Raw genomic sequence first — 22,876 nt, 5'->3', positions numbered from 1 at the left:
CAAATCGTTAAATATTTACATTTAGAGCAATAAAAAAAGCCCTCTCATTATTGAAAGGGCTTTTTTACTAAATATCTTTTAAGAAACTGCTGTAGAGGTCTTTAAACTCAAACCCGTCGGTGAAACGTTGTTTGTTCAGTTTTTTGTAAGAAACCAGTCCCCAAAGCAAAAGCTCTTTTAAGAAGTAAACATCTTTAGCATCATAATCTGGTTGATGGTCTTTTAACAATTGATTTAATGCAGGTATGCTATCTAAAGCACGTTTATATTCTTCATCTGTAAAGTCATCCATTAACTCAATTCCCTCACCTTGAAAGAACCAATGCAACAATTCGTCATAAACGGTTTCTTCATCTTTTCGCTCCAGTTTATTGATTTTTGGAAAATACTCAGGGAATAAAGATTTCACGGCATCATCGATTAATATCGCAGCAACTCCGTCTGCTCCCTCCTGCTCTCCTTCGTATACCAATTCTATCTTACCTGTAATTGCAGGAATGATTCCTAAGAAATCACTTAAACGAACCATCGTATGATCTCCACCATTTAACAATGACCTTAGCTCTGCTGTACTCAATAAGTTTTCAAAAGCAGTGATACTGGTACGGGCACTTACACCACTTTTAGCATCTACATATTCACTATCACGCGCTTCAAAAATAATTTGCTCTAACAAATCTTTTGCTAAATCTGGCACATATACAACATCCGTTTGGCGTGAATCTAGCTTCGCTTCTTGTTCTGTAATTTTTCTAGCTATTTCAATATCATCTGGGTAATGCGTTAATATCTGAGAGCCTATTCTATCTTTCAGCGGAGTAACAATACTACCTCTATTGGTGTAATCTTCTGGGTTAGCAGTGAATACGAACTGAATATCTAAAGGCAGTCTTAGTTTGAATCCGCGAATTTGAATATCTCCTTCTTCCAATATATTAAATAAGGATACCTGAATACGAGCCTGTAAATCTGGTAATTCGTTGATAACGAAAATACAACGGTTCGCACGAGGTATCATTCCGAAATGAATCACTCTATCATCTGCATAAGATAATTTCAGGTTTGCTGCCTTGATAGGATCTACATCTCCGATTAAATCTGCTACTGTTACATCTGGAGTAGCCAGTTTTTCGGCAAAGCGCTCGTCTTTATGCATCCAAATAACGGGAGTATCATCACCTTTTTCTTTGATGAGTTCCATCGCAAAACGAGACATGGGTTTCATAGGGTCGTCATTGATTTCTGAACCTTCTACAACCGGAATATATTCATCTAACAGATTCACCATTAAATGCGCCAATCGAGTTTTTGCCTGACCACGTAATCCTAATAAATTAATATTATGACGAGAAAGAATAGCGCGCTCCAATTCAGGAATAACGGTGTCTTCATAACCCCAAACTCCAGGAAAAGCATCTTCTCCTTTTTTAATTTTCTCAATAAGGTTATCTCGTAATTCGTCTTTTACACTCTTTGTTTTATATCCGGCAGCTTTTAACTCCCCTAGTGTATGTATTTTTTTATAATCTAATTTCATAAAATTTTCTTAGTCTTATTTCAATCTTTTTTTTCTATTAGCCTCGTAATCTTCAAATATCATTTCTCCCAATCCTTTTAATCCGGTAAAAAATGCCTTGCCTTTATTTGCCTCGGTAAAGTGGCGAATAAACTGCATTAAATAAGGATCCTGCGCAATCATAAATGTCGTGATAGGAATATGCAATTTACGTGCCTGTCGCGCCATGTTATAGCACTTCTCCACAATAAAATCATCTAGTCCTACACTATTCTTATAATAGGTACCATCGGGCATGCGAAGGCAACTTGGTTTACCGTCGGTGATCATAAAAATCTGTTTGTTGGTATTCCGTTTTCTACGAAGCATATCCATCGCCAATTGTAATCCGGCAACGGTATTGGTGTGATACGGACCTACTTTTAAATACGGCAAATCTTTAATTGGTATTGGCCAGGCATCATTACCGAAAACTAAAATATCAAGTGTATCCTTCGGATATCTCGTCGTAATCAATTCTGCCAAAGCCATTGCCACTTTTTTAGCAGGCGTAATACGATCCTCACCATACAAGATCATACTATGGCTAATATCTATCATTAGAATAGTACTCATTTGCGCTTTGTGCTGCGTATCTTCTACAACGAGGTCATCTTCACTCAGTTGAAAACTACCCATACCATGATTGATCTGAGCGTTTTTAATACTCTCGGTCATAGATATGTTTTCTAGACCATCGCCATAACGGTACTCTCGCAAGTCACCCGTATGCTCATCTCCTTGTCCTGATTTGCCAGTTTTATGATTACCAGCACCACTCCTTTTAAGTTTACCGAAAATTTGATCTAAAGCACGTTGACGAATAATGCGTTCCATTTTTGCGGTAATAGAAATATCTCCACCACTAGAACCTTCTTCCCCGTCCTGTGCGTCGCCTCCGCCATCTTTAAACTCTTCGTGTATGTAACCCTTTGCCTTTAATTCTTCAATAAAGTCTTCAATGGTATAGTCTTCAGTAGTAAGTTCATACTCCTTGTCTAATTCTCGTAACCAATCAATAGCCTCGTCAAAATCTCCAGATGTATGTGTAATAAGCTCTTGAAAAATATCAAATAGCCTATCAAAAATTGATTGTTCGGGTGCTTCGTAAGTTTCAAAGCGGAACCCTTTTCTTTCATTCATAGCCATAGTATAAAATTAACACTTTTACGGTGGATGCCGGTCGTATTTAAGAAATGTTAACGTTGTTGTTTAATCTTTTGGTTGTTGGTTGTTCGTTTTGTGCTGAGCGCAAGATGCATTTTCTTATATGCTTAGCGCATGGCTTGCAGCGTTGTGCGCAAGGCGTTTTCAAGTTCGTCTTTGCGAGGAGCTTTTCAGCGACGAAGCAATCTGTTTGTTTCGGGTACCTAAGTTACAAATTGCAATGTATGCATGTGATAAGCGCGTGGCATTTAGCGCTCAGCGCATAGCGTTTTCAAGTTCGTCTTTGCGAGGAGCTTTTCAGCGACGAAGCAATCTGTTTAATTCCTGTACCTAAGATTCAAATTGCAATGCATGCTGGAATTAAGCAACTGGCGCATGGCGAAAAGCGCTCAGCGCATTGCGTTTTGCGCGTAGCGTTATAAAAAGTAACTTCGGCTACGCTCAGTCACCGGTATTCAGCAATACTATTTACAAACAAATAATAATAAGTACCATCAACCGACAACTGACAACCATCATCCAACAACCAACAACCAACAACTAAAAATTATCAATAAAGAACAAACAACTATCAACCAGCTCAAAAGCTTTTTAGCTACACCACCAATATGGGAGGGTGTACAGTTTGGGGTGACGCAATTTGATTTCCCTGAGGTGGACTTGAATGAGATTACTCAGACAGAAATTCCAGAGAAATTGCGGTTGGGGCATCAAATGGAATATGTTTGTAAGCAACTTTTGGATGCCAGCGATGAATATGAAGTGTTATTGCATAATTTGCCTATTCGGGAAGGAAAACAGACGATTGGAGAAATAGATTTTATACTCAAAGATACAGCTACGCAACAATTGATTCATGTTGAACTTACCTATAAATTCTACTTGATTGATACCGCAATTGAGAACACAATTCATCAATTAATTGGACCAAATAGAAGTGATGCTTTTTATAAAAAACTAGAGAAAATAAAGAAACATCAATTCTCTTTAATATATACCGATATTGGGCAAACAGCACTTTTAGAAAAAGGAATAGACACTACAAACATTAAACAGCAAGTTTGCTATAAAGCACAATTGTTTCAACCCTATAAAATTGCTTCTTTAGATATATCACCAATCAACTCCTACTGTATTGTGGGTTATTGGTTACGATTGGAGGAGTTCAATACTCCTAAATTTGTGGATTACAAGTTCTATATTCCTAACAAAAGTGAGTGGGTGTTTCATCCATTTGAAGAAGTCGCATGGGTTTCTCACGATGAAATTGTTATAACCATTACAGAACGTCTAAATAATAAAAGTGCTCCCATGGTTTGGATGAAGAAAAATAACTCCACATTTGAGAAGTTCTTCGTAGTATGGTGGTAAGCCTTATTTCTTAGTTTAAATACTCAAATACCTGTTAATAACTGTTGATAGGTCTTTTTTAATGTGGGTGAGAATTAGATTACTTTTATAGATGGAATATGTGCAATTGTACATATACAATTGTTAGCAAACATTATGAAGAAAGCATTACCAGAAAAATTAAGTGTATTTGCAGTGCTAACTGGTGTTCTAGTTTTTATCTGGGGGCTAATACTTTTTTTAAAGGAATCGAGAATAGATTTTTCAACAGTAATAAACCCAGAAAGATTTGCGCAATTTGGAGATTTTATTGGAGGTGTTATTGGGTCAATTTGGGCGTTAGCCGGCGTTATACTTTTCTATCTAGCTTTAAAAGAGCAACGAAAAGACTTTGCTACTAACCGAAAGGTTCTAAATGCGCAAACAGATGCTTTAAAACAACAAATCAAAGAATTTGAACTACAACGAGAAGAATTACATGAAACTAGAAAAGTCTTTATTCTCCAAAATGAAACTTTAAATTTCCAACGGTTTGAAAGTACATTTTTCAATTTATTAACTCTTCAACACAAAATTACAGAGGATATTAATTCTAACAAAATGACTACTGTTGAAACAAAATCATCATATACTGAAACTAAAAATAGGAATTTATATGGTTACCCAGCCAATTTCACGACTATCGAAGGTTCCCTACAAGGAAAAGAGTTTATTAAGGCTATGTCAAGACTTTATGCCAAAATAGTTGAAGATGAGGGCTTAACAGACTACTCTGGGTTTTTTAAACAAATTCAAAGTAACGGCTACAATGGACTCGATTTGTATTATAAAAATTTATACAGTTTGTTCAAATTCATTGACAATGCAGAAATAAGTTCTGAGCCTGATGATAATAATAGATTAAGGGAGCAATATTTCGATATTTTAATTAATCAAATGTCCGAATTTGAGTTAATATTAATCTATAATTTTGAAGATAAACATATTGATTTTAGACCGTACTTTGATAAATACAATGTAGAGATAACAGTTAATCACAGAAAATAACGTTTGCTAACACAACCTAAACCTTATGCGGACTTTAGGGCAAAACCGAAAGGTCTGTGTATACCTGCCTGCCGGCAGGCAGGTTTATGAAGTCGCTAAATCTTATGGATTTAGCTTTGGAACAAAAAAAGAAAAAGCAAAACAATAAGCTTTAGCTACGTCGGCAAACGGAAACGAAAAGTTTCCTTGCCTCCTCACTACGCTTAGCTAAACCGTTATCACACAGGCTGACAAACCATTAATGTAAACAAATAGAATTGGGAGAAGTTTTTATTGTAATAAGTGTTGGAGCACTCTTTTGGATAATTTTCAAATATAGCATTGTAAATGCAGAACTTCCAATTAGTGAAATAAAGGAGTATTTGGATAAAAATAATCTTATTTATGTACGTCATAAAAGAGTGAAAATACCGTGGAATCCAAATTTCGAAAATGGAGAATCAATTTTCACCCCTTTTGCTTATCGAAAACATCAATACGAAATTGATGCTACGGACTGTGATGGAAATCCTAAATTAATAAGAGCAAGATGGTACCAATCAATGTCCTTTTTTCATAAAAACATGGTTTATTATGAAATAGAAAAACGTGTGAACAAAAAACTATTGCATGATGAAAATTAAAACTCCTTTACCAACATTGGTTATAAAAAAAGTGCTAACAAAGATTAATAAATTGGAAGTAAATTGAACTTCATAGGTATTTGATTAAATAGGGCTTTAATAAATTTTCAAAAGAATAGATGACGAGAAAAGAAATCACCAAAATCCTCAAAACTGAATCTGGAATTATCCTTGTTCAAAAAGAATCTGAACAGTTATTCTTTGAATCTATTTTAAACAACTCAAATTCAGTTTTTGCCCCTATTTATTTTTTAGCTAGTAAAAAACTTGATTCTTTAATTCTAACTAAAAAAAGAATTTTATTAATAGTTCGTAATAAAATCGAATTCGAAAAAAACTTAAACGGAAGCGAATCATTGGTTTATAATGGTATTAAATCTTCGTTAGAAATAACCGACTTCAATAAAAAATCTATAATAAGATTGAATAAATTGCGAATTAATTTTGATGAGGGAAATTTAATCAAACAGAAGCTAATCGAATTTGAAAACTAAAAAACCAAGCCCTAAATTCTTTAGCGCTTAGTTTTCTTTTGATATCAATACCCTTTCTACTATACCGTTTAGATTACCGTATTTTTCTTAGCAACTCTAAAATACCCATGAGCGTAATTATCTGGGTTGGTTGTGTGAATACAATTTCCTTTTACGTCAACTGAGGTAGATTCAAAAATACCTACTCTGCCAGTTTTATCAAGAACTATATCCATGTAATTTTAAAAGTGTCTTCCTATAATTTAGTAATGGGGATTAAAGGATATATTTTCTTATCCGTTCAAACTAAAACCATATTAGCTACAAATTTCATAGCATCTGCTTCAAAATTACTGTAATTATAAATTAATGGGTGATAAATTTACATAAGAACAATAATTTAACATTAAATAAGTATAGTTATGAAAATAAAACCAACCACATTTATAATCACTTTATTATTCGCATTTATATGTCAGGCACAATCTGATATAGAATTTCCGATTGAGGTGGGCATAAAACCTGAAAGTATCACTAAAGGTTTTCACGATAATTATTATGTAACCGTAATGAACGCAAAAGAACCAGGAGATGGTGAATTGGTAGAGATATCTAAAAACGGTGTCAAGGTTTTTGCCAAAGGTTTTGATGAACCCAAAGGAATTGTTTACCTAAATGGGTATCTATATTTCTCTGATGTTACGAGAATTTGGCGCGTTGATAAAGAAGGGAAAGCCAGCATTTTTGTTGATAAAGACGATTTTCCTGAAACGGCTCTCTATTTAAACGATGTTTCATTAGATGGTAAAGAAAACGGAATGTATGTAGCCGATATGGGAGCTACCCAATACATGCGTGATTCTAATAATGATTTATGGCCATTAGACAGCGAAGAAGCAAAAAATGTTCCTGAATTAGGGCGTATTTATCATGTAGATTTAAATGGGCATATCACTATAAAACAAGATACTTCTCCTCTAATGCTAAACCCCAATGGCGTAGGTGTTGACAATGATGGAAATATTATGGTAGCAGCTTTTTTCAATGGTAATTTCTTGGTTACTAAAAATGGTGTACTTAGTCCGCTAAAAGGTCTATATAGAGGAGCTGACGCCGTAGAACAAGATAGTAAGGGCAATTATTATGTTAGTAGTTGGGTCTCTGGAAAAGTTTGGAAAATAGACCCTAAAACTGAAGTGTCTGTCGTACTTATTGAAGGACTAGAATCTGCCGCAGATTTTTATCTTGAAGAAGATAAAGACAGGTTATTAGTACCTGATATGATGGCAGGAAAAATATATGCGGTACCACTTAAAAACTAGTTTTAAAAACCAAGTTCAACTAACTCATCCAAATTTCTTTAAAGTATTTTTCATAAAGAAATTTGGATGAGTTTGAACACTACTTAATAACTTACTTTAGACTTATTATCCAACTTTCCTTCCATAAGTGGATACAAGTCATAGGTAGGATAAAATTCGGATTTGAAAGCTTTCCATGCAGTTTTCTCTATCGCCAAATTCACGTCCCTAAGTTTAGAAGCTGGCAATTCTAATACTACCATTTGACCAATACCCATTACTACATACCAATTAACGACCGATACTCCTTCTGGAGGAAAATTTTCATAAAATCCCTGTTTGGTCCTAACCTCTTCTATCTCACTTAGATTCATTGACTGATCGTGTTTCAAGAAAATGGTTAAAAGCATTTTCTCTGTATCACCTTTATACCCATCTTTCTTTTCAGAAGATTGGGCATAGGTGCAGTTTGAAATACATATCAAAGCCAATGCGGCAAAAAGCAAATTTTTCATGTGCTGTATTTGTTTGAAATTTATAATTAAAAAATGTTCTACTTTACAATATCTCAGCAAAAGAGATATTTAATACCTATGCTTCGCTCAATTCGAAGGTAAATGATATCCCATCTTAATTATATAATAAATTATGCGTTGTATAGCAAAAATGTAGCATTCCCTCTTTTTAAAAGTATTTATAAAACCTGTACGTTAATTCACAATTTTGTACAAAGGCAATCAATAAAATCTTCATGCTAATTTGGCATCAGATAAAGATAGTTACCCATATGCAACACCATTACCAGTCATTGCATGATTGGTTATAATCTTAGACAAGCAACTCGTTTATATTTACTATCATAAACATCAAGGAATGATTCGCAATTTTAATATACAAAAGTTAACAAATAGAATCACATTACTGCTGATTTTAATAGGTGCAAATTCTGTTTTTTCGCAAACGACTATTCCAAAACAAGCAGATAGGTTACAGCAGTATTTAGGGTTCTGGGTCAGTTCTGTTGATCATACAACAGATAGTGTCGCCAACACGCCCCTAATAAAAATGAACAATTATCCTAAAATTGATAATACTGCAATGTCTGTAGATGTGTTTCAAAAAGATGGCGAAATTTACAACCATACCTTAACAGAACTTATTGGGCTCGATACAAAGACCGATTCAATTTTTGCATTGGGAAAAAGTGCTCAAGGTGATATGTTCTTGGGTAAAGGAGGGTTTACTAGCGACACAGACTGGATAATGAAAGACCGTGACTTTACTGGTAAGGAAACTATGACGGTTACTTTTGATTTTAAAAATCAAACAGATGTTTCTTTAAAGGGAATAAACCCACAGAAAAAAATTCTATGGCAAACACGATATATCAAGAAAAATCCTAAAAACAAAAATATTGGTATTCAACTAGTTTCGGTACATGAAGAAATGCAGAAAAATCCTGAGGAGACATTGAAGTACCTTGATAGAATGGGTTTTAGCTATATCGAAACCTTTGTTTACAAAGACCGTTCTTTTTATGGACTATCTCCATTAGATTTTAAAAAACTGGTAGAAGGTAATAACTTGAAATTTACGGGGTCGATGTCATTTTACGACCTACCATCTGATGATAAAAAAGCTTGGAAAAAGGCGATGCAATGGTGGCGACAATGCATAGAAGACCATAAACAGGCAGGTGTTGAATACCTTACCATATCAAACAATCAAATTAAAGATATTACTACCATTGATGAACTTAAAAGATATTCTGAGTATTACGATGCCATTGGAAAACTTTGTAAGGAAAGAGGAATTCGGTTTGCCTACCATAATCACTCCGATGAATTTAAAACGATAGAAAACAAAGTGGTTTATGACTACTTCTTAGAAAATACAAATGCGCAATACGTTAGTTTTCAGGCCGACTTGTACTGGATGCATTTTTCCAAAGTTAACCCAATTGACTACTTCAAAAGATATGAGAACCGTTTTATAAGCTGGCATGTAAAAGATTACAAAGAACTTGGGCAGAGTGGCAAAATGGATTTTGAACTATACTTTAAATATGCGAAAACCGCGGGTCTTAAATATACTGTGGCAGAAGTAGAAGCCTTTAATTACCCAGTATGGTATAGCATCAATGCTGCATGGAACTATTTATATTTTAATATACTATAACAATTTACAAGCAACACCTGACTTTATGAAAACCAAAATTTTACAATTATCATGTTTTATCATTTTATCTTTTAACCATATGGCTTTTGCTCAAGACCAGTTTAAGGTGTTGTTGTTCACCGTACAAGACACCTGGCATTATGAGTGCATACCCAGTGCGGTAGATGCTTTCCATAAAATGGCGGAAGAACAGCAGTTTAAATTCGATTGGACGCAAAGCCCAGAAGATCTTGCCAAAAAATTACCATCTTACGATGTGGTTGTATTTTTAAATGCTAATACAGACAATTTAACCAATGAACAGCTTGATGTTTTAAAAGCGCACATACACAATGGGAAAGGTTTCGTGGGAGTCCATTCCACATCTGATAGTGACATTAGAAACCTTTGGTTTGATAATCTTGTAGGCGGAATTTTTAAAGACCATCCCAAATTTCAAGCTGCTGTATTAACTAACCATGATGCAAATTTCCCATCAAACATACATTTACCAGAAAAATGGTTGTGGAGCGAGGAATGGTACAATTTTAAATCCTTAAAATCTGAAGATATTACAGTACTTCTTTCAGTAGATGAAAGCACTTATGATTACCAAAAAGGATATGATGAAATACCGCTTGAAGGTATGGGAAAAAATCACCCTATAGCTTGGTATCAATTCTATGAAGGAGGTCGCTCTTTTTATACAACACTTGGTCACAAACCAGAAGCGTTTCAAAATCAAAAGTATTTAGACCATTTATTTGGTGGCATCTATTGGGCTGCTAAGGGCGAGATAAAACAATAATAGTGTTGATAAATTTGAAAGACTGTTTTATAAATAAAAAAACCAAGCCCTAAATTCTTTAGCGCTTGGTTTTCTTTTGATATCAATACCCTTTCTACTCTACCGTATAGATTATTGTATTTTTCTGTGTTACCCTAAAATAGCCGTGAGCATAATTATCGGGGTTTGTGGTATTAATACAATTACCCTTTATTGCTACAGGCGTTGACTCAAAAATACCGACACCGCCAAGTTGATCGATTACAATATCAATATAATTGTAATAGGGTCTAGAAATACTGTGCATGTTTATGGTTACCACATCACCTGGGGCTAATGGTTTTATATTGCCTTCTTCATCATCATCTTCATCATCATTTATCTCGAACCACCAATCTACCTCGTTACCGTTTATAAATTCATCATCTCCTGATTCTAGTATTGGTAAAAGATCTTGTGGTCTTTCATACTTAAAAAAGTAATTATCACCTTCCGCCTCAAAATCGTTAAAAACAATATGTAACTCAATGGTTTCATCATCAAAACCATCTTCTGTATCTTGAAAAACATCTATAATATCTGCCACCGGATTCATGGTATCATTTGCAGTATATGTTTGTCCGTCATAAATAATTTCTAACGTATAACTAGCTTCTAGTTGCGGATTAAATGTAGTGGTTGTATAGGTTCCATCATTTTGGTCTGTAAAAAGATAAACTTCTCCATTAACATCATTGGTTACCTTTACCTGTGCCCCAACTACATCTGTACTTTGGGTATCAAAAAATGGTGTAGATGTACGTAACGTTATACTTTGCTCATTACCAGCAGTACCTTTTTCCCAATCTAGAGAAGCTTCTACCACTAAGCGTATAGTATCGGTCTGTACATCAACATCAATCACATCTGTACATGAGATCATGGTACATAACAATAGAAGTGCTATAAATTTTATTGGATTTTGCATGTTTTAAAATTTGAAATTATACGTTAATGAAGGCACAATACCGAAAATAGCAGTTCTGGTAGCTTCATTAGCCCCTGTTTCTATATTCTGACCAAATGATATGGAAGCCGCATTTTTACGGTTGTAAGCATTATACAGCCCTAATACCCATTCTCCTTTTAATTTCGCATTCGGTTTTTTATTCGGTTTATAATTAACCGATAGATCTAAACGATGATAAGCAGGTAGGCGATCTGAGTTTCTATTGGCATAGCTTGCCACTGAAATACCTTCATACTCATATTGACCATTTGGGTATGTAACCGGTCTACCTGTTTGAAAAACAAGATTGGTTCCAAAACTCCATTTGTCATTTAATTGATAGGAGCCAGAAATGGAAATATCGTGAGTTCTATCATACGGAGTATTATACCAATTACCATCGTTAATACCTAGTCCGCCAGCAGTACCACCAGGAGTTCTCTGTTCAGATTTAGAAAGGGTGTAAGCAATCCATCCTGTAAATTTCCCTTCGTTCTTACGGAACAATAGCTCTAATCCGTATGCTCTAGATTCCCCAGTTAAAATTTCGGTTTCAATGGTATTTTGTCCAATAAGGTCTGAACCATCTATATAATCAATTCTATTATCGGTATTCTTATAATACACTTCAGCTTCCATAGAATAAGCTTTGTTCTTAAAATTACGGAAGTAGCCCAAAGCATATTGATTAGATAGTTGAGGGTCTATATATTGTCCGCTTGGTGCCCAAACATCTAAAGGAGTTGCAGAAGAAGTATTCGATAATAAATGAATGTATTGCGCCACTCTAGAGAAACCCGCTTTTAATGAAGAATTATCATCAATTGTATAGGCAAGTGAAGCTCTAGGTTCTAGATTTCCAAAAGATTTAATGGCATCTTCATTATCGTAAACCGTCTCATCTACCGCTGTACCGCGCTCATAGATACCTAAGTCTGAATTGTAGACTACCGGTTGGTTATTTTCATATTCCGTCATGGGTTGACCACCCAATCTTGTAAACGCACTATAACGCAACCCGTATTGAGCCGTTAGTTTATCTGTCAATTTATGTTCTGCATTTATGTAGACACCACTTTCAATAGCCTTTTTATTATCTAACAATAAAGGATTTACAGCAGAGGTTTCAGAAGTTGGCTTTATCTCGCCTGGATCAAACTGGTAATATATTCCGCTTGCGCCAAAATCTAGTTTAAATTTATCGCTGAAATAATATTTAAGATCATATTTAAGATTGTAATTGGTAATAGACGAAACCCAGTCGAACTCAGCAAAAGTAAGACCTAACTTATAATCGTACTTACTATAAATAGCAGAAAGGTTTGAGAAAAGCTTGTCGTTAAAAATATGATTCCAACGTAGGTTTCCGGTAGAATTACCGTAAGAATTACTGAAAGTATCCCCTAGTTCAAAAGAATCCCTTCCAAAATAACCAGAAAGAAAAAGCCTGTTATTTGCATTGATCTTATAATTGGTCTTTAGGTTTAAGTCATAAAAACCAACACTATTATCTTCCCCAGCCGCTTTTAATAACAGATTGGCATATGAACTTCTACCAGCAATTAAAAAAGAACCTTTTTCTTTAAATAAAGGAGCTTCTAAAGCCAATCGGCTAGATATGATACCTATACCACCCGTGGCGGAAAACCTTTTGCTGTTTCCATCCTTTTGACGTACATCTAAAACCGAAGAAACACGACCACCATATCTAGCAGGTATACCACCTTTATATAATTTTACATCCTTTATGGCATCAGCATTAAACACAGAGAAAAAACCGAACATATGCGATGTGTTGTAAATAATAGCCTCATCTAACAACACCAAGTTTTGATCCCCTGCACCGCCACGCACATGAAATCCGCCAGTACCTTCACCATTGTTGGTAACACCCGGCAACATCTGTAAAGACTTTAGAATATCAACTTCCCCCAAAACCACTGGCATTTGCTTTACGGTTTCAATGTTCATTTTAAGAACACTCATTTCCGGTTTACGTAACACGGCAATCTCAGATTCTTCTGCCGTAACTTCCACTTCATCTAGCTGTGTAGATATTTCCGATATTTCAAAATTGAAGTTTTGGTTTCGATCAAGATTTACATCTTGTTTAATATCGGCATACCCCATATAAGTAATAAGTAAGCGATATTCGCCCTTTGGTGCGGTAATGGAATAAAAACCATATTCGTTGGTTACTACACCAATTGTGGTTCCCTCTAAAAAAACAGATGCCCCAAAAAGGGTTTCTCCGTTGTCAATGTCGGTTATTTTACCGCTTATGGTATAGCTTTCTTGAGCTAAAACCGGAGTGTAACTAAGTAATAAAATAATAATACTTGTGACGCTAAGCCACCTTAAGCGCACTTTACGCTTTCCTTTTTTAATCATGTTGTTTGTTTAATTGATTGATGAATACCGCAATATGACTATATCCTTTTAAAAATGTTACACCAAAAATGAATATTTAAGAAAATACTAACATTGACAGACAAGAATTAAAATCTATATTGTTTTAAAAATTTGCACTGTTTTTTAATTAAAACGGTAAATTTCAGGTCTAACTTAAAACTCAGCTTACCAAATGAAAAACCTAAACAACATTGCGCTAGTTTTCTTTATATTTTACAGCATATCCATTACTGCTCAAGAAACTGAATACGCTAATCTACTTCAAAATATAGATGCTAGACAAAAGACATCATTAAATGGAAAATGGGATATTATCGTAGATCCATTAGAAAACGGATTCTATAATCACAGACTGCAAGAATATGATAAAGGCTACTTCAAGAATGCAAAAATGCAATCTCCGTCAGACCTTATAGAATATAATTTTGACACCAGCCTTCAGTTAAATGTACCCGGTGATTGGAACACCCAAATGGATAAGCTATACTACTATGAAGGCACATTGTGGTACAAAAAAGATTTCAACTATACCCCTACTTCTAATCAAGAAAGCTTTCTATATTTTGAAGCCGTAAACTACGAAGCCATCGTTTATTTGAACGGAGAAAAATTAGGTAAACATGTTGGTGGTTACACTCCGTTTCAATTTAATGTCACAGATAAACTCGTAGAAGGAAATAACTTTGTTGTCGTAAAAGTCGATAACAAACGTAAAAAAGAAAATGTGCCAACCGTAAATCAAGATTGGTGGAATTATGGTGGAATTACAAGATCTGTACATTTAATAAATGTACCTAAAACCCATATAGAAGATTACGCTGTTCAATTAGAAAAAGGAGTCACCAATAAAATAAGTGGTTGGGTAAGTTTAGCCAATGCAAAAGAGGGTGATGCTGTAAGCATTCAAATACCTGAGCTAAAGAAAACCGTAAAAGCAATAGCAAAAAATGGAAAAGCGTCATTTACCATAAATGCGAAACCAAAACTATGGTCACCAGATTCCCCTAAATTATACGAAGTAATTATAGAAACCAATACTGATAAAGTTGTAGATCAAATAGGATTTAGGACGATAACCACAGACGGCTCTAAAATATTGATAAATGGAAAAGAAACCTTTCTAAAAGGCATTAGTATTCACGAAGAGGCAGCATTTAAAACAGGTCGCGTAGTTTCTGCTGAAGAATGTAAGGTACTATTGAATTGGGCAAAAGAATTAGGTTGCAATTTTCTGCGATTAGCACATTACCCACATAGCGAGGCAATGGTGAAAGAAGCAGAGAAAATGGGTTTTTTAATATGGTCAGAAATACCCGTGTACTGGACTATACAGTTCGATAATGAGGATACTTATGCCAACGCTGAAAATCAGCTTACTGAAATGATCTCTCGTGATAAAAATAGAGCTTCAGTTGTGCTATGGTCTATGGCAAATGAAACACCTGAAAGTGAGCCACGTTTATCTTTTATAGGCAACCTAGCCAAGAAAGCGAGACAATTAGACAATACAAGATTAATTACCGCTGCATTAGACACACAAGGTAAAGGTGATGATGGTAATTTAATAGAAGACCCATTAGGTGAAGTTGTTGATGTTATCGGGATCAATAATTATTGCGGATGGTATTATGGTGATGTAGATTCATGTAGTAGTATTAAATGGGCAAGTGCTTACAACAAACCAATGATCATGAGTGAAATTGGCGGTGGAGCTTTATACGGTTTACATGGTGATAAAAATGAAAGATGGACAGAAGAATACCAAGATGAACTCTTTAAATCTAATATTAAAATGATGAAAAATATCGATTTTATGGCAGGTTTATCTCCTTGGATTTTGATGGATTTTCGTTCATCAAGACGTCCTTTACGTAGAATACAAGATGATTTCAATAGAAAAGGATTGATCTCTGAACAGGGCATGAAGAAGAAAGCTTTTTTCACCTTACAAGAGTATTATCTTGATATGGATAAGAAATAAAAAATATTGATATTATTGAATATAAAAGCGATTGATTACTACAGTGTAATCAATCGCTTTTATACTTTTAAAACTATAGTTGTTCAGTATACGCTCCAGAAGAATACGTTAATTCATAACTGTGCGTGTATACTTTAAACAACTCAATCAAAACTAATTAGCATCATTACTACACAACAAAATTGAGAATTATGGGTTTTACTTAAAAATTATCGGTTTTTGATTCAACTATTTATTGTTAAGGTTGTCAATCAAAAAAAATGAAACCACTATTAATCAGCTTACTACTATTAATTCTCCAGTCCATTGTAATTAGTTGCGGACGACGAAAACTGATATAAGAAAAACGTACAATGAGTAGAAAAAAGAAACCTATCAGAGTATATTCTCAAGCAGTAATAGAAACACAACATGTGTTTACCGAAAACGACCAAGTATTTATAAAAGACAACAACTCGTCGACATCAAGTAACAACGAAATGTGGTCACCTATACAGTTCAAATGGGTATCTATTGGTAGTGTTCAAGATTGTTTAGTTCTTGAATAAAACAAATACATAAGTATATTTGGGTAGTAGCATTGCTAGAATTATGAACTCAAAAATCATACAAATAACTTCCAAAGAAACATTACCGATTAGACATCAGGTAATGTGGCCAACTAAACCTTTAGATTACGTAAAGCTACCTAATGACGACAAAGGTCTACATTATGGACTATTTTTAGATGATACATTAATTTCAATAGTATCCTTATTTATTAAGGACGAAGAGGCTCAATTTAGAAAATTTGCTACATTAGAAAATTACCAAGGTAAAGGATATGGCAGTTTACTACTAAATGAAATTATACAAGTTGCTGGTAAGAAATCATTGAAAAGAATTTGGTGTAATGCCAGAACAAATAAAATGGATTATTATAAAAAATTTGGAATGGTAGTCACAGATAGCACCTTCAGAAAGGGAGGTTTAGATTATGTTATCATGGAACGGATATTTTGACACCTTATTCCTGAAAATTCCTGCTGATATATTATGGTATTGATAATAATACTAGTTATAAACAATACCAACAAGTAATCCCATAGATTCATTTAAAAATTATCTTATTTTAGAACGAAATTTTCTTCTAGGTAATTATTTAAATAACAGTTATGCAGATGTTTACTAAGCTTATAAAATCTATATTAGTTGTATTAATTGTCAGTTCAAATCTAACTGCCCAAGAAAATTCCAGCCAAATGAGTTCAACTGAAAAAGAAGAAATTGCATTCTTGCTTTTCAACAACTATGAAACCCTTGATGTATTTGGACCTGCTGAAATATTTGGACGATTAACCGACTTATATACTTTAAAATTCTATTCACTTGAAGGTGGTATTGTGACCAATAGACATCAAGTCCCTATAATGACAGAAAAACTAGCAGATATCAATAAAAAGCCATTTGCCTTTTTAATTCCTGGTGGTTTAGGAACAAGGGTAGAAGTAAATAATACAAAGCTAATAACTTCTATTAAAGATATAAGCCTATCGAGTACATATGTTATGACCGTCTGTACAGGAAGTGCCCTCTTAGCAAAGTCGGGACTTTTAGATAAAAGGCAGGCTACTTCAAACAAACGTGCATTTGCATGGGTCGTTACCAACGGACCAGAGGTGCAATGGGATAAAGAAGCTCGTTGGAAGGTAGACGAAAATTATTATACCTCTTCAGGTGTAAGTGCAGGTATGGATATGGCTTTAGGATTTTTAGCCGACCGACATGGTTTAGATTTTGCTAGAAATGTAGCTTGGGAAATAGAATACAACTGGATCGAAGATAAAGATAATGATACGTTTACTGCAGAATGATAAACTTCATCAAAAGCAGTTAACGTATCATTTGAACTTATAAAATCTATTTCTGCCTTTTCATTAATTCAGCTTCAATATCTTTAAGTGTAAAGCCTTTTGCCTGTAACAGCATTAAGTAGTGAAATAATAAATCTGCACTCTCGTACAAGAACAACTCATCATTATCATCCATTGCTTCAATAACAGTTTCCACAGCTTCCTCCCCTACTTTTTGGGCAATTTTATTTATTCCTTTTTTAAACAAAGAAGCTACATAAGATTTGCTATCGTCAGCAGTAGTTCTTCTTTCTTTAATAGTATCTTCTAACTCTGAAAAGAATCCGAATTGTGAATTGTTTTCTTCTTTCCAACAGGTATCTGTACCGGTATGACATGTAGGTCCTACAGGATTTACAGTAATTAAAAGTGAATCATCGTCACAGTCATTTTTAATAGAAACTAAATTCAAAAAGTTTCCGCTTTCTTCACCTTTAGTCCATAAACGCTGCTTAGAACGACTAAAAAATGTAACCTTACCACTATCAGTAGTTTTTTTCAAAGCTTCGCCATTCATGTAGCCAAGCATCAATACATTCTTCGTACGTGCGTCTTGTATAATCGCAGGTACTAGTCCGTCACTCATTTTCTCCCAATTAGGTGTATTAAACTCCATATTCTTTTTATTCAATTTCAATTCTATTAATCATATTTTTTAAAAGACGATATACTTATCGTGAACACAAACTTTCGATTGCACCTGCCACGGCAAGATAAACTCCAAATAACATCTCGTTTGACAATTTCAATTCGGTCACTGATCGTAGTCGAAGTGACATTTCGCTTATCAAATCTGCAAACTGAACAGTGATACTGTTTACTAAAAACTGTAAACTATAATCGAACAGGAATACCGTTATTCTTCAAGTCAGTCTTCAATTCTTGAATACCTATTTCCTTAAAGTGAAAAACACTAGCCGCCAAAGCTGCATCTGCTTTACCTTCAACAAAAGTATCAGTAAAATGCTGTTTGTTACCTGCACCACCTGAAGCAATTATTGGAATATTTAACTCCGTTGACAATTTTGCCAATGCTTCATTTGCGAATCCGTCTTTAGTGCCATCATTATCCATTGAGGTAAAGAGAATTTCTCCTGCACCTCGTTCTTCTACTTCTTTTGCCCATTCAAATAATTTTCTGTCGGTCGGTACTTTACCTCCAACCAAATGCACTATCCACTCTCCATCAATCTGTTTAGCATCTATAGCAACAACAATACATTGTGACCCAAATTTGGCAACCAAATCGTTAATCAACTGCGGATTCTTTACGGCAGATGAATTTATTGAAACCTTATCCGCTCCGTTATGCAGCAAAATATCTACATCTTCAACAGAAGAAATTCCGCCACCAACAGTAAACGGAATATTAACTTTTTCTGCAACGCGATACACTAAATCTGCCAATGTTTTTCTTTTCTGTTCCGTTGCCGAAATATCTAAGAACACCAATTCATCTGCCCCTTCGCGACTATAAATTTCAGCCAACTCAACAGGGTCACCCGCATCACGTAAGTCAACGAAATTGACACCTTTTACAGTTCTACCATCTTTGATATCTAAACAAGGTATTATTCTCTTAGCAAGCATATTTTTTTAGTATTAAGCACTAATTACTCATTTTTAATATTCAAATCTACTCCGTCATAAAATCCCAAATCTTTTTCTTTAATCAGTTTCACATAAAAAGCAATTTGACCGGTATGGTATGAATAATGTTCAACGGCATGCATAATTGCACCAACCCCCGAAAAAGACATTCCTTGTACAGATCTCACTTTTATCAACTTATCGGCTGTAGAATCAAATATGACACGTTTTACGGAATCTACCGTATCTTCCAACTTATGTAATAACTCTACTTTTGTTAGACCTGAATTAACAGAAAACTCGGCATCTCTATTTCTATTATCATCGATCTCGCCTATAGAAGAAATTACATATTGTGTCATATTACCACACAGATGTAAAATAAGATTAGCTATACTGTTTAAAGAAGCATTAGGTTTCTGCCAAATTTCTTCTTCCGATATTTCAGAAAGACTTTTCTTGATCATACGTGTACTTTCATCCATACGGTACATCGCATTTTCAACAATTTCTTCAACTAAGCGTTCTTCTTTATCCATTACCTAAAATATATGTTTCTAATTGCTTTAAGCTTATTCTATTTTCATAAATAGCTTTACCGATAATGGTGCCTTCACAACCCATTTCTGCTAATTTAGGTAATTCATCAAAAGTTGATATTCCGCCACTGGCAATTAATTTTATTTGTAACACAGATTGGTCTTCAACTGCGCTCAGACTGACATCTGTTTGTGCAATTATCTTCTTGTATAAATCAAAAGACGGACCTTCTAACATACCATCCTTACTAATATCAGTGCAAATTACATATTGAATTCCTTTTTGTTGATATGATTGTATAAATGGAATCAATTCTTCCTTTGACTCTTCTAGCCAACCAGAAACAGCTACCTTTTCATCCATAGCATCTGCACCTAATATTATTTTATCAGCACCATGCTTTTCTATCCAACCAAGAAAAGTTTTAGGGTCTTTTACTGCAATACTACCACCAGTAATTTGTCTAGCACCACTTTCAAAAGCAATACGTAAATCGTCATCAGTTTTTAATCCACCTCCAAAATCAATTTTTAAACCTGTTTGCGAGGCAATCTGCTCTAAAACTTTATGGTTGACGATATGTTTAGATTTTGCACCATCTAAATCCACTAAATGCAGATGCTTAATACCGTGTGCCTCAAATTCTTTAGCTACCTCTAACGGGTTCTCATTATATATTTTTTTGGTATCGTAGTCTCCCTTAGAAAGGCGGACACATTTACCATCAATGATATCTATAGCAGGAATAATTCTCATTCTTTAATCTAAAATTTGTTTATCAACAGACATCCACAATGGTGAATCTCCTATTTTATTAAATCCGAAACGCTCATATAACAAATGGGCATCTTTAGTTTTTAATGCTAATGTTTTAAGTTTTTTAATGGTAGTATCTTCTAACATCGCTTTCACTAAAATCTTACCATAACCCTTACCTTGAAATATATCTAGAATAATCACATCCATAAAATATCCGAAATAAATATAATCGGTGACTACTCTGGCAAAGCCAATTTGATCATTTTCTTTAGTGTATATTCCAAAACAGTAAGAGTTTTCAATCGTTGTTTTTACTTCTTCTAATGTTCTATTGTCACCCCAATATGAATTAGCAATAAACTGTTGAATTGCATCTACATTGACAAGGTTTTTATCAGTTGAAATAAAATAATCTTGCTTCATTACATTTTTAAAAAATTCTCTAAAATCTTCTCCCCTACGTCACTAGATTTCTCTGGGTGAAACTGAGTACCGTAAAAATTATCTTTTCTCAATGCAGCACTATAATCTAAACCATAAGTACATTCAGCAATTGTTTCAGAACACAATGGCGCATAAAAACTATGCACTAGATAAATATGCTCTTTTTCTTCAATACCATTAAATAATTCAGATTTCAAATTTGTAATCTGATTCCATCCAATCTGTGGAACCTTTACTGTATTTTCAAACTTTACGACATCAACATCAAAAATTCCTAGTCCAGTAGTATTACCTTCCTCAGACGAATGACACATTAATTGCATACCTAAACAAATACCTAAAACAGGTTGCTTCAATGTGGGAATTAATTTATCCAATCCGCTATCACGAAGTTTGTGCATAGCGCTACTCGCCTCACCTACTCCTGGGAATATTACCTTATCGGCTTTTATGATTTCCTCAACATCATTAGTCAAAACTGCATCATAGCCTAACCTTTTAATGGCGAACTTAATACTTTGAATATTTCCTGCCCCGTAATTTATTATTACTATGCCCCCCCCGCCCCCAAAAGGGGTGCTTAAAGGTGACTTCTTACTTTCTAAACTCATAATACATTATTTGAAAATTCCCCCTTTGGGGGTTAGGGGGCATTTAAAGGACTCCCTTCGTACTTGGTAACACCATCTTCTCAACATCTCTCTTCACAGACATTTTTATGCTCTTTGCAAAAGCTTTAAAAATGGCTTCAATCTTATGATGTTCGTTGGTACCTTCTGCCTTAATATTTAGGTTTGCTTTTGCTCCGTCAGTGAATGATTTAAAGAAATGATGAAACATTTCTGTAGGCATATCACCCACCATTTCACGCTTAAAGTCTGCATCCCAGACTAACCAATTTCTGCCACCAAAATCTATTGCAGATTGCGCTAAACAATCATCCATAGGTAAACAGAAACCGTATCGTTCAATACCTAATTTATTTCCTAAGGCCATATGAAATACTTCACCAAGTGCAATACCTGTATCTTCTATAGTATGGTGTTCATCAACTTCTAGATCACCATCTACCTTTATCATTAGATCCATTTGCCCATGACGAGCCAATTGATCTAGCATATGGTCAAAAAATGCCAATCCGGTTTTAATATCACTTTTACCAGTACCATCCAGGTTCAGTTTTATGGCAATATCAGTTTCATTAGTTTTTCTATGAATTTCAGCCGTTCTGTCATTCAATTTCAAGAACTCATAAATCTTCTCCCAATCATTGCTTTCAATAGCAATATGGCTATCTAGTTCATCACGTTTTACCGTAATTTCACCCGTACCCAAGTTGGTCTCATCATTTATGAAAATACCTTTAGAGCCTAAGTTCTTAGCCAATTCCATATCGGTTAATCTATCACCTATTACATAAGAATTTTCTAAATCATATTCATCAGAAAAATACTCGGTCAGTAAACCAGTACCAGGTTTTCTAGTATCAGCATTTTCATGTGGAAAAGTTCTATCTAAAAACACCTTATCAAAAACGACGCCTTCATTTTCAAAAGATTTAAGAATGAAATTGTGCACCGGCCAAAAGGTATCTTCAGGAAACACATCTGTTCCTAATCCGTCTTGATTGGTAATCATCACCAACTCATAATCAAGTTCTTTGGCAATTTTACCAAGAAAAGTGAATGACTTTGGATAGAATATCATTTTCTCAAATGCATCTATTTGCTCATCTACGGTTTCTTTGATTATGGTTCCATCACGATCTATAAATAGTACTCTTTTTTTCATTGCTTTTTCATATAATGGT

At 34.5% G+C, this 22,876-nt stretch carries 24 protein-coding genes; 11 read left to right on the top strand and 13 right to left on the bottom strand.

Annotated features, from left to right (window positions below; translation table 11 throughout):
• Nucleotides 1–67: 67 nt before the first annotated feature.
• Nucleotides 68–1,537, bottom strand: a complete 1,470-nt coding sequence (locus ACJJVT_RS04450) for a magnesium chelatase (RefSeq protein WP_405396851.1) — start codon at nt 1,535–1,537, stop codon at nt 68–70.
• 15 nt (nt 1,538–1,552) lie between these two features.
• Nucleotides 1,553–2,704 (bottom strand): vWA domain-containing protein, encoded by a 1,152-nt coding sequence (locus ACJJVT_RS04445; protein WP_405396849.1) that lies wholly within the window; start codon nt 2,702–2,704, stop codon nt 1,553–1,555.
• A 648-nt stretch (nt 2,705–3,352) separates the two neighbouring features.
• Here ACJJVT_RS04445 and ACJJVT_RS04440 point away from each other — a divergent pair.
• The 4 genes from ACJJVT_RS04440 (at nt 3,353) to ACJJVT_RS04425 (ending at nt 6,236) form a co-directional block, all read left to right on the top strand.
• Complete coding sequence (locus ACJJVT_RS04440) at nt 3,353–4,093, top strand: DUF1853 family protein (RefSeq protein ID WP_405396847.1); 741 nt, start codon at nt 3,353–3,355, stop codon at nt 4,091–4,093.
• A gap of 135 nt (nt 4,094–4,228) precedes the next feature.
• Nucleotides 4,229–5,119 carry a putative phage abortive infection protein gene (locus ACJJVT_RS04435; RefSeq protein WP_405396845.1) on the top strand — a complete coding sequence of 297 codons (891 nt, stop codon included), beginning with the start codon at nt 4,229–4,231 and terminating at the stop codon, nt 5,117–5,119.
• A 257-nt stretch (nt 5,120–5,376) separates the two neighbouring features.
• Entirely contained in the window at nt 5,377–5,742 is a 366-nt protein-coding gene (locus tag ACJJVT_RS04430) for a hypothetical protein (RefSeq protein ID WP_405396844.1), read from the top strand.
• A 119-nt stretch (nt 5,743–5,861) separates the two neighbouring features.
• On the top strand, nt 5,862–6,236 hold the full coding sequence (locus tag ACJJVT_RS04425; RefSeq protein ID WP_405396842.1) for a hypothetical protein: 375 nt from the start codon (nt 5,862–5,864) through the stop codon (nt 6,234–6,236).
• A 68-nt stretch (nt 6,237–6,304) separates the two neighbouring features.
• Here the strand turns inward: ACJJVT_RS04425 and ACJJVT_RS04420 are convergent, their stop codons facing one another.
• On the bottom strand, nt 6,305–6,451 hold the full coding sequence (locus ACJJVT_RS04420; RefSeq protein ID WP_405396840.1) for a hypothetical protein: 147 nt from the start codon (nt 6,449–6,451) through the stop codon (nt 6,305–6,307).
• A 186-nt stretch (nt 6,452–6,637) separates the two neighbouring features.
• Between ACJJVT_RS04420 and ACJJVT_RS04415 the strand changes: the two genes are divergently transcribed.
• Nucleotides 6,638–7,537 (top strand): gluconolaconase, encoded by a 900-nt coding sequence (locus tag ACJJVT_RS04415; RefSeq protein WP_405396838.1) that lies wholly within the window; start codon nt 6,638–6,640, stop codon nt 7,535–7,537.
• Between the two features lie 83 nt (nt 7,538–7,620).
• On the opposite strand, the gene ACJJVT_RS04410 is transcribed toward ACJJVT_RS04415, so the two are convergent.
• Nucleotides 7,621–8,031, bottom strand: coding sequence for a hypothetical protein (locus ACJJVT_RS04410; protein WP_405396836.1), 411 nt, complete (start codon nt 8,029–8,031; stop codon nt 7,621–7,623).
• A gap of 358 nt (nt 8,032–8,389) precedes the next feature.
• On the opposite strand from ACJJVT_RS04410, the gene ACJJVT_RS04405 reads away from it, so the two are divergent.
• Both ACJJVT_RS04405 and ACJJVT_RS04400 read left to right on the top strand, forming a co-directional pair.
• Complete coding sequence (locus ACJJVT_RS04405; RefSeq protein WP_405396834.1) at nt 8,390–9,694, top strand: sugar phosphate isomerase/epimerase family protein; 1,305 nt, start codon at nt 8,390–8,392, stop codon at nt 9,692–9,694.
• A 25-nt stretch (nt 9,695–9,719) separates the two neighbouring features.
• Entirely contained in the window at nt 9,720–10,481 is a 762-nt protein-coding gene (locus ACJJVT_RS04400; RefSeq protein ID WP_405396833.1) for a ThuA domain-containing protein, read from the top strand.
• A gap of 94 nt (nt 10,482–10,575) precedes the next feature.
• On the opposite strand, the gene ACJJVT_RS04395 is transcribed toward ACJJVT_RS04400, so the two are convergent.
• Together ACJJVT_RS04395 and ACJJVT_RS04390 are read right to left on the bottom strand one after the other, a co-directional pair.
• Nucleotides 10,576–11,427 carry a DUF4249 family protein gene (locus ACJJVT_RS04395; RefSeq protein ID WP_405396832.1) on the bottom strand — a complete coding sequence of 284 codons (852 nt, stop codon included), beginning with the start codon at nt 11,425–11,427 and terminating at the stop codon, nt 10,576–10,578.
• 3 nt (nt 11,428–11,430) lie between these two features.
• Nucleotides 11,431–13,839, bottom strand: a complete 2,409-nt coding sequence (locus ACJJVT_RS04390) for a TonB-dependent receptor (protein WP_405396830.1) — start codon at nt 13,837–13,839, stop codon at nt 11,431–11,433.
• 193 nt (nt 13,840–14,032) lie between these two features.
• On the opposite strand from ACJJVT_RS04390, the gene ACJJVT_RS04385 reads away from it, so the two are divergent.
• The 4 genes from ACJJVT_RS04385 to ACJJVT_RS04370 all read left to right on the top strand — a co-directional run bounded on the left by ACJJVT_RS04385 (nt 14,033) and on the right by ACJJVT_RS04370 (nt 17,694).
• Nucleotides 14,033–15,841 (top strand): glycoside hydrolase family 2 protein, encoded by a 1,809-nt coding sequence (locus ACJJVT_RS04385; protein WP_405396829.1) that lies wholly within the window; start codon nt 14,033–14,035, stop codon nt 15,839–15,841.
• 353 nt (nt 15,842–16,194) lie between these two features.
• On the top strand, nt 16,195–16,389 hold the full coding sequence (locus ACJJVT_RS04380) for a hypothetical protein (protein WP_299317043.1): 195 nt from the start codon (nt 16,195–16,197) through the stop codon (nt 16,387–16,389).
• Nucleotides 16,390–16,432: 43 nt separating this feature from the next.
• The gene (locus ACJJVT_RS04375) at nt 16,433–16,843 is read left to right on the top strand and encodes a GNAT family N-acetyltransferase (protein ID WP_405396828.1); all 411 of its coding nucleotides are present in this window, start codon (nt 16,433–16,435) and stop codon (nt 16,841–16,843) included.
• A gap of 239 nt (nt 16,844–17,082) precedes the next feature.
• The gene (locus ACJJVT_RS04370; protein ID WP_405396826.1) at nt 17,083–17,694 is read left to right on the top strand and encodes a DJ-1/PfpI family protein; all 612 of its coding nucleotides are present in this window, start codon (nt 17,083–17,085) and stop codon (nt 17,692–17,694) included.
• A 46-nt stretch (nt 17,695–17,740) separates the two neighbouring features.
• Here the strand turns inward: ACJJVT_RS04370 and hisIE are convergent, their stop codons facing one another.
• From hisIE to hisB, 7 genes are all read right to left on the bottom strand, one after another.
• The gene (gene hisIE, locus ACJJVT_RS04365) at nt 17,741–18,349 is read right to left on the bottom strand and encodes a bifunctional phosphoribosyl-AMP cyclohydrolase/phosphoribosyl-ATP diphosphatase HisIE (protein WP_405397530.1); all 609 of its coding nucleotides are present in this window, start codon (nt 18,347–18,349) and stop codon (nt 17,741–17,743) included.
• Nucleotides 18,350–18,567: 218 nt separating this feature from the next.
• The gene (hisF, locus tag ACJJVT_RS04360) at nt 18,568–19,323 is read right to left on the bottom strand and encodes an imidazole glycerol phosphate synthase subunit HisF (RefSeq protein WP_405396824.1); all 756 of its coding nucleotides are present in this window, start codon (nt 19,321–19,323) and stop codon (nt 18,568–18,570) included.
• A gap of 23 nt (nt 19,324–19,346) precedes the next feature.
• Nucleotides 19,347–19,862, bottom strand: a complete 516-nt coding sequence (locus tag ACJJVT_RS04355) for a DinB family protein (RefSeq protein ID WP_405396823.1) — start codon at nt 19,860–19,862, stop codon at nt 19,347–19,349.
• Entirely contained in the window at nt 19,855–20,619 is a 765-nt protein-coding gene (gene hisA / locus ACJJVT_RS04350) for a 1-(5-phosphoribosyl)-5-[(5-phosphoribosylamino)methylideneamino]imidazole-4-carboxamide isomerase (protein ID WP_405396822.1), read from the bottom strand. Before hisA ends, ACJJVT_RS04355 begins: the two co-directional genes overlap by 8 nt.
• 3 nt (nt 20,620–20,622) lie before the next feature.
• Nucleotides 20,623–21,045 (bottom strand): GNAT family N-acetyltransferase, encoded by a 423-nt coding sequence (locus tag ACJJVT_RS04345; protein ID WP_405396821.1) that lies wholly within the window; start codon nt 21,043–21,045, stop codon nt 20,623–20,625.
• Nucleotides 21,045–21,677: an imidazole glycerol phosphate synthase subunit HisH gene (gene hisH / locus ACJJVT_RS04340; protein ID WP_405396820.1), complete on the bottom strand. Its 633-nt coding sequence runs from the start codon at nt 21,675–21,677 to the stop codon at nt 21,045–21,047. Before hisH ends, ACJJVT_RS04345 begins: the two co-directional genes overlap by 1 nt.
• A gap of 43 nt (nt 21,678–21,720) precedes the next feature.
• Nucleotides 21,721–22,857 carry a bifunctional histidinol-phosphatase/imidazoleglycerol-phosphate dehydratase HisB gene (gene hisB, locus ACJJVT_RS04335; protein WP_405396818.1) on the bottom strand — a complete coding sequence of 379 codons (1,137 nt, stop codon included), beginning with the start codon at nt 22,855–22,857 and terminating at the stop codon, nt 21,721–21,723.
• Nucleotides 22,858–22,876 lie beyond the last annotated feature (19 nt).

It is taken from the genome of Maribacter sp. Asnod2-G09 (genome assembly GCF_045063795.1).
Classification (GTDB): Bacteria; Bacteroidota; Bacteroidia; order Flavobacteriales; family Flavobacteriaceae; genus Maribacter.
This window is presented reverse-complemented; position numbering and strand designations above follow the sequence as displayed.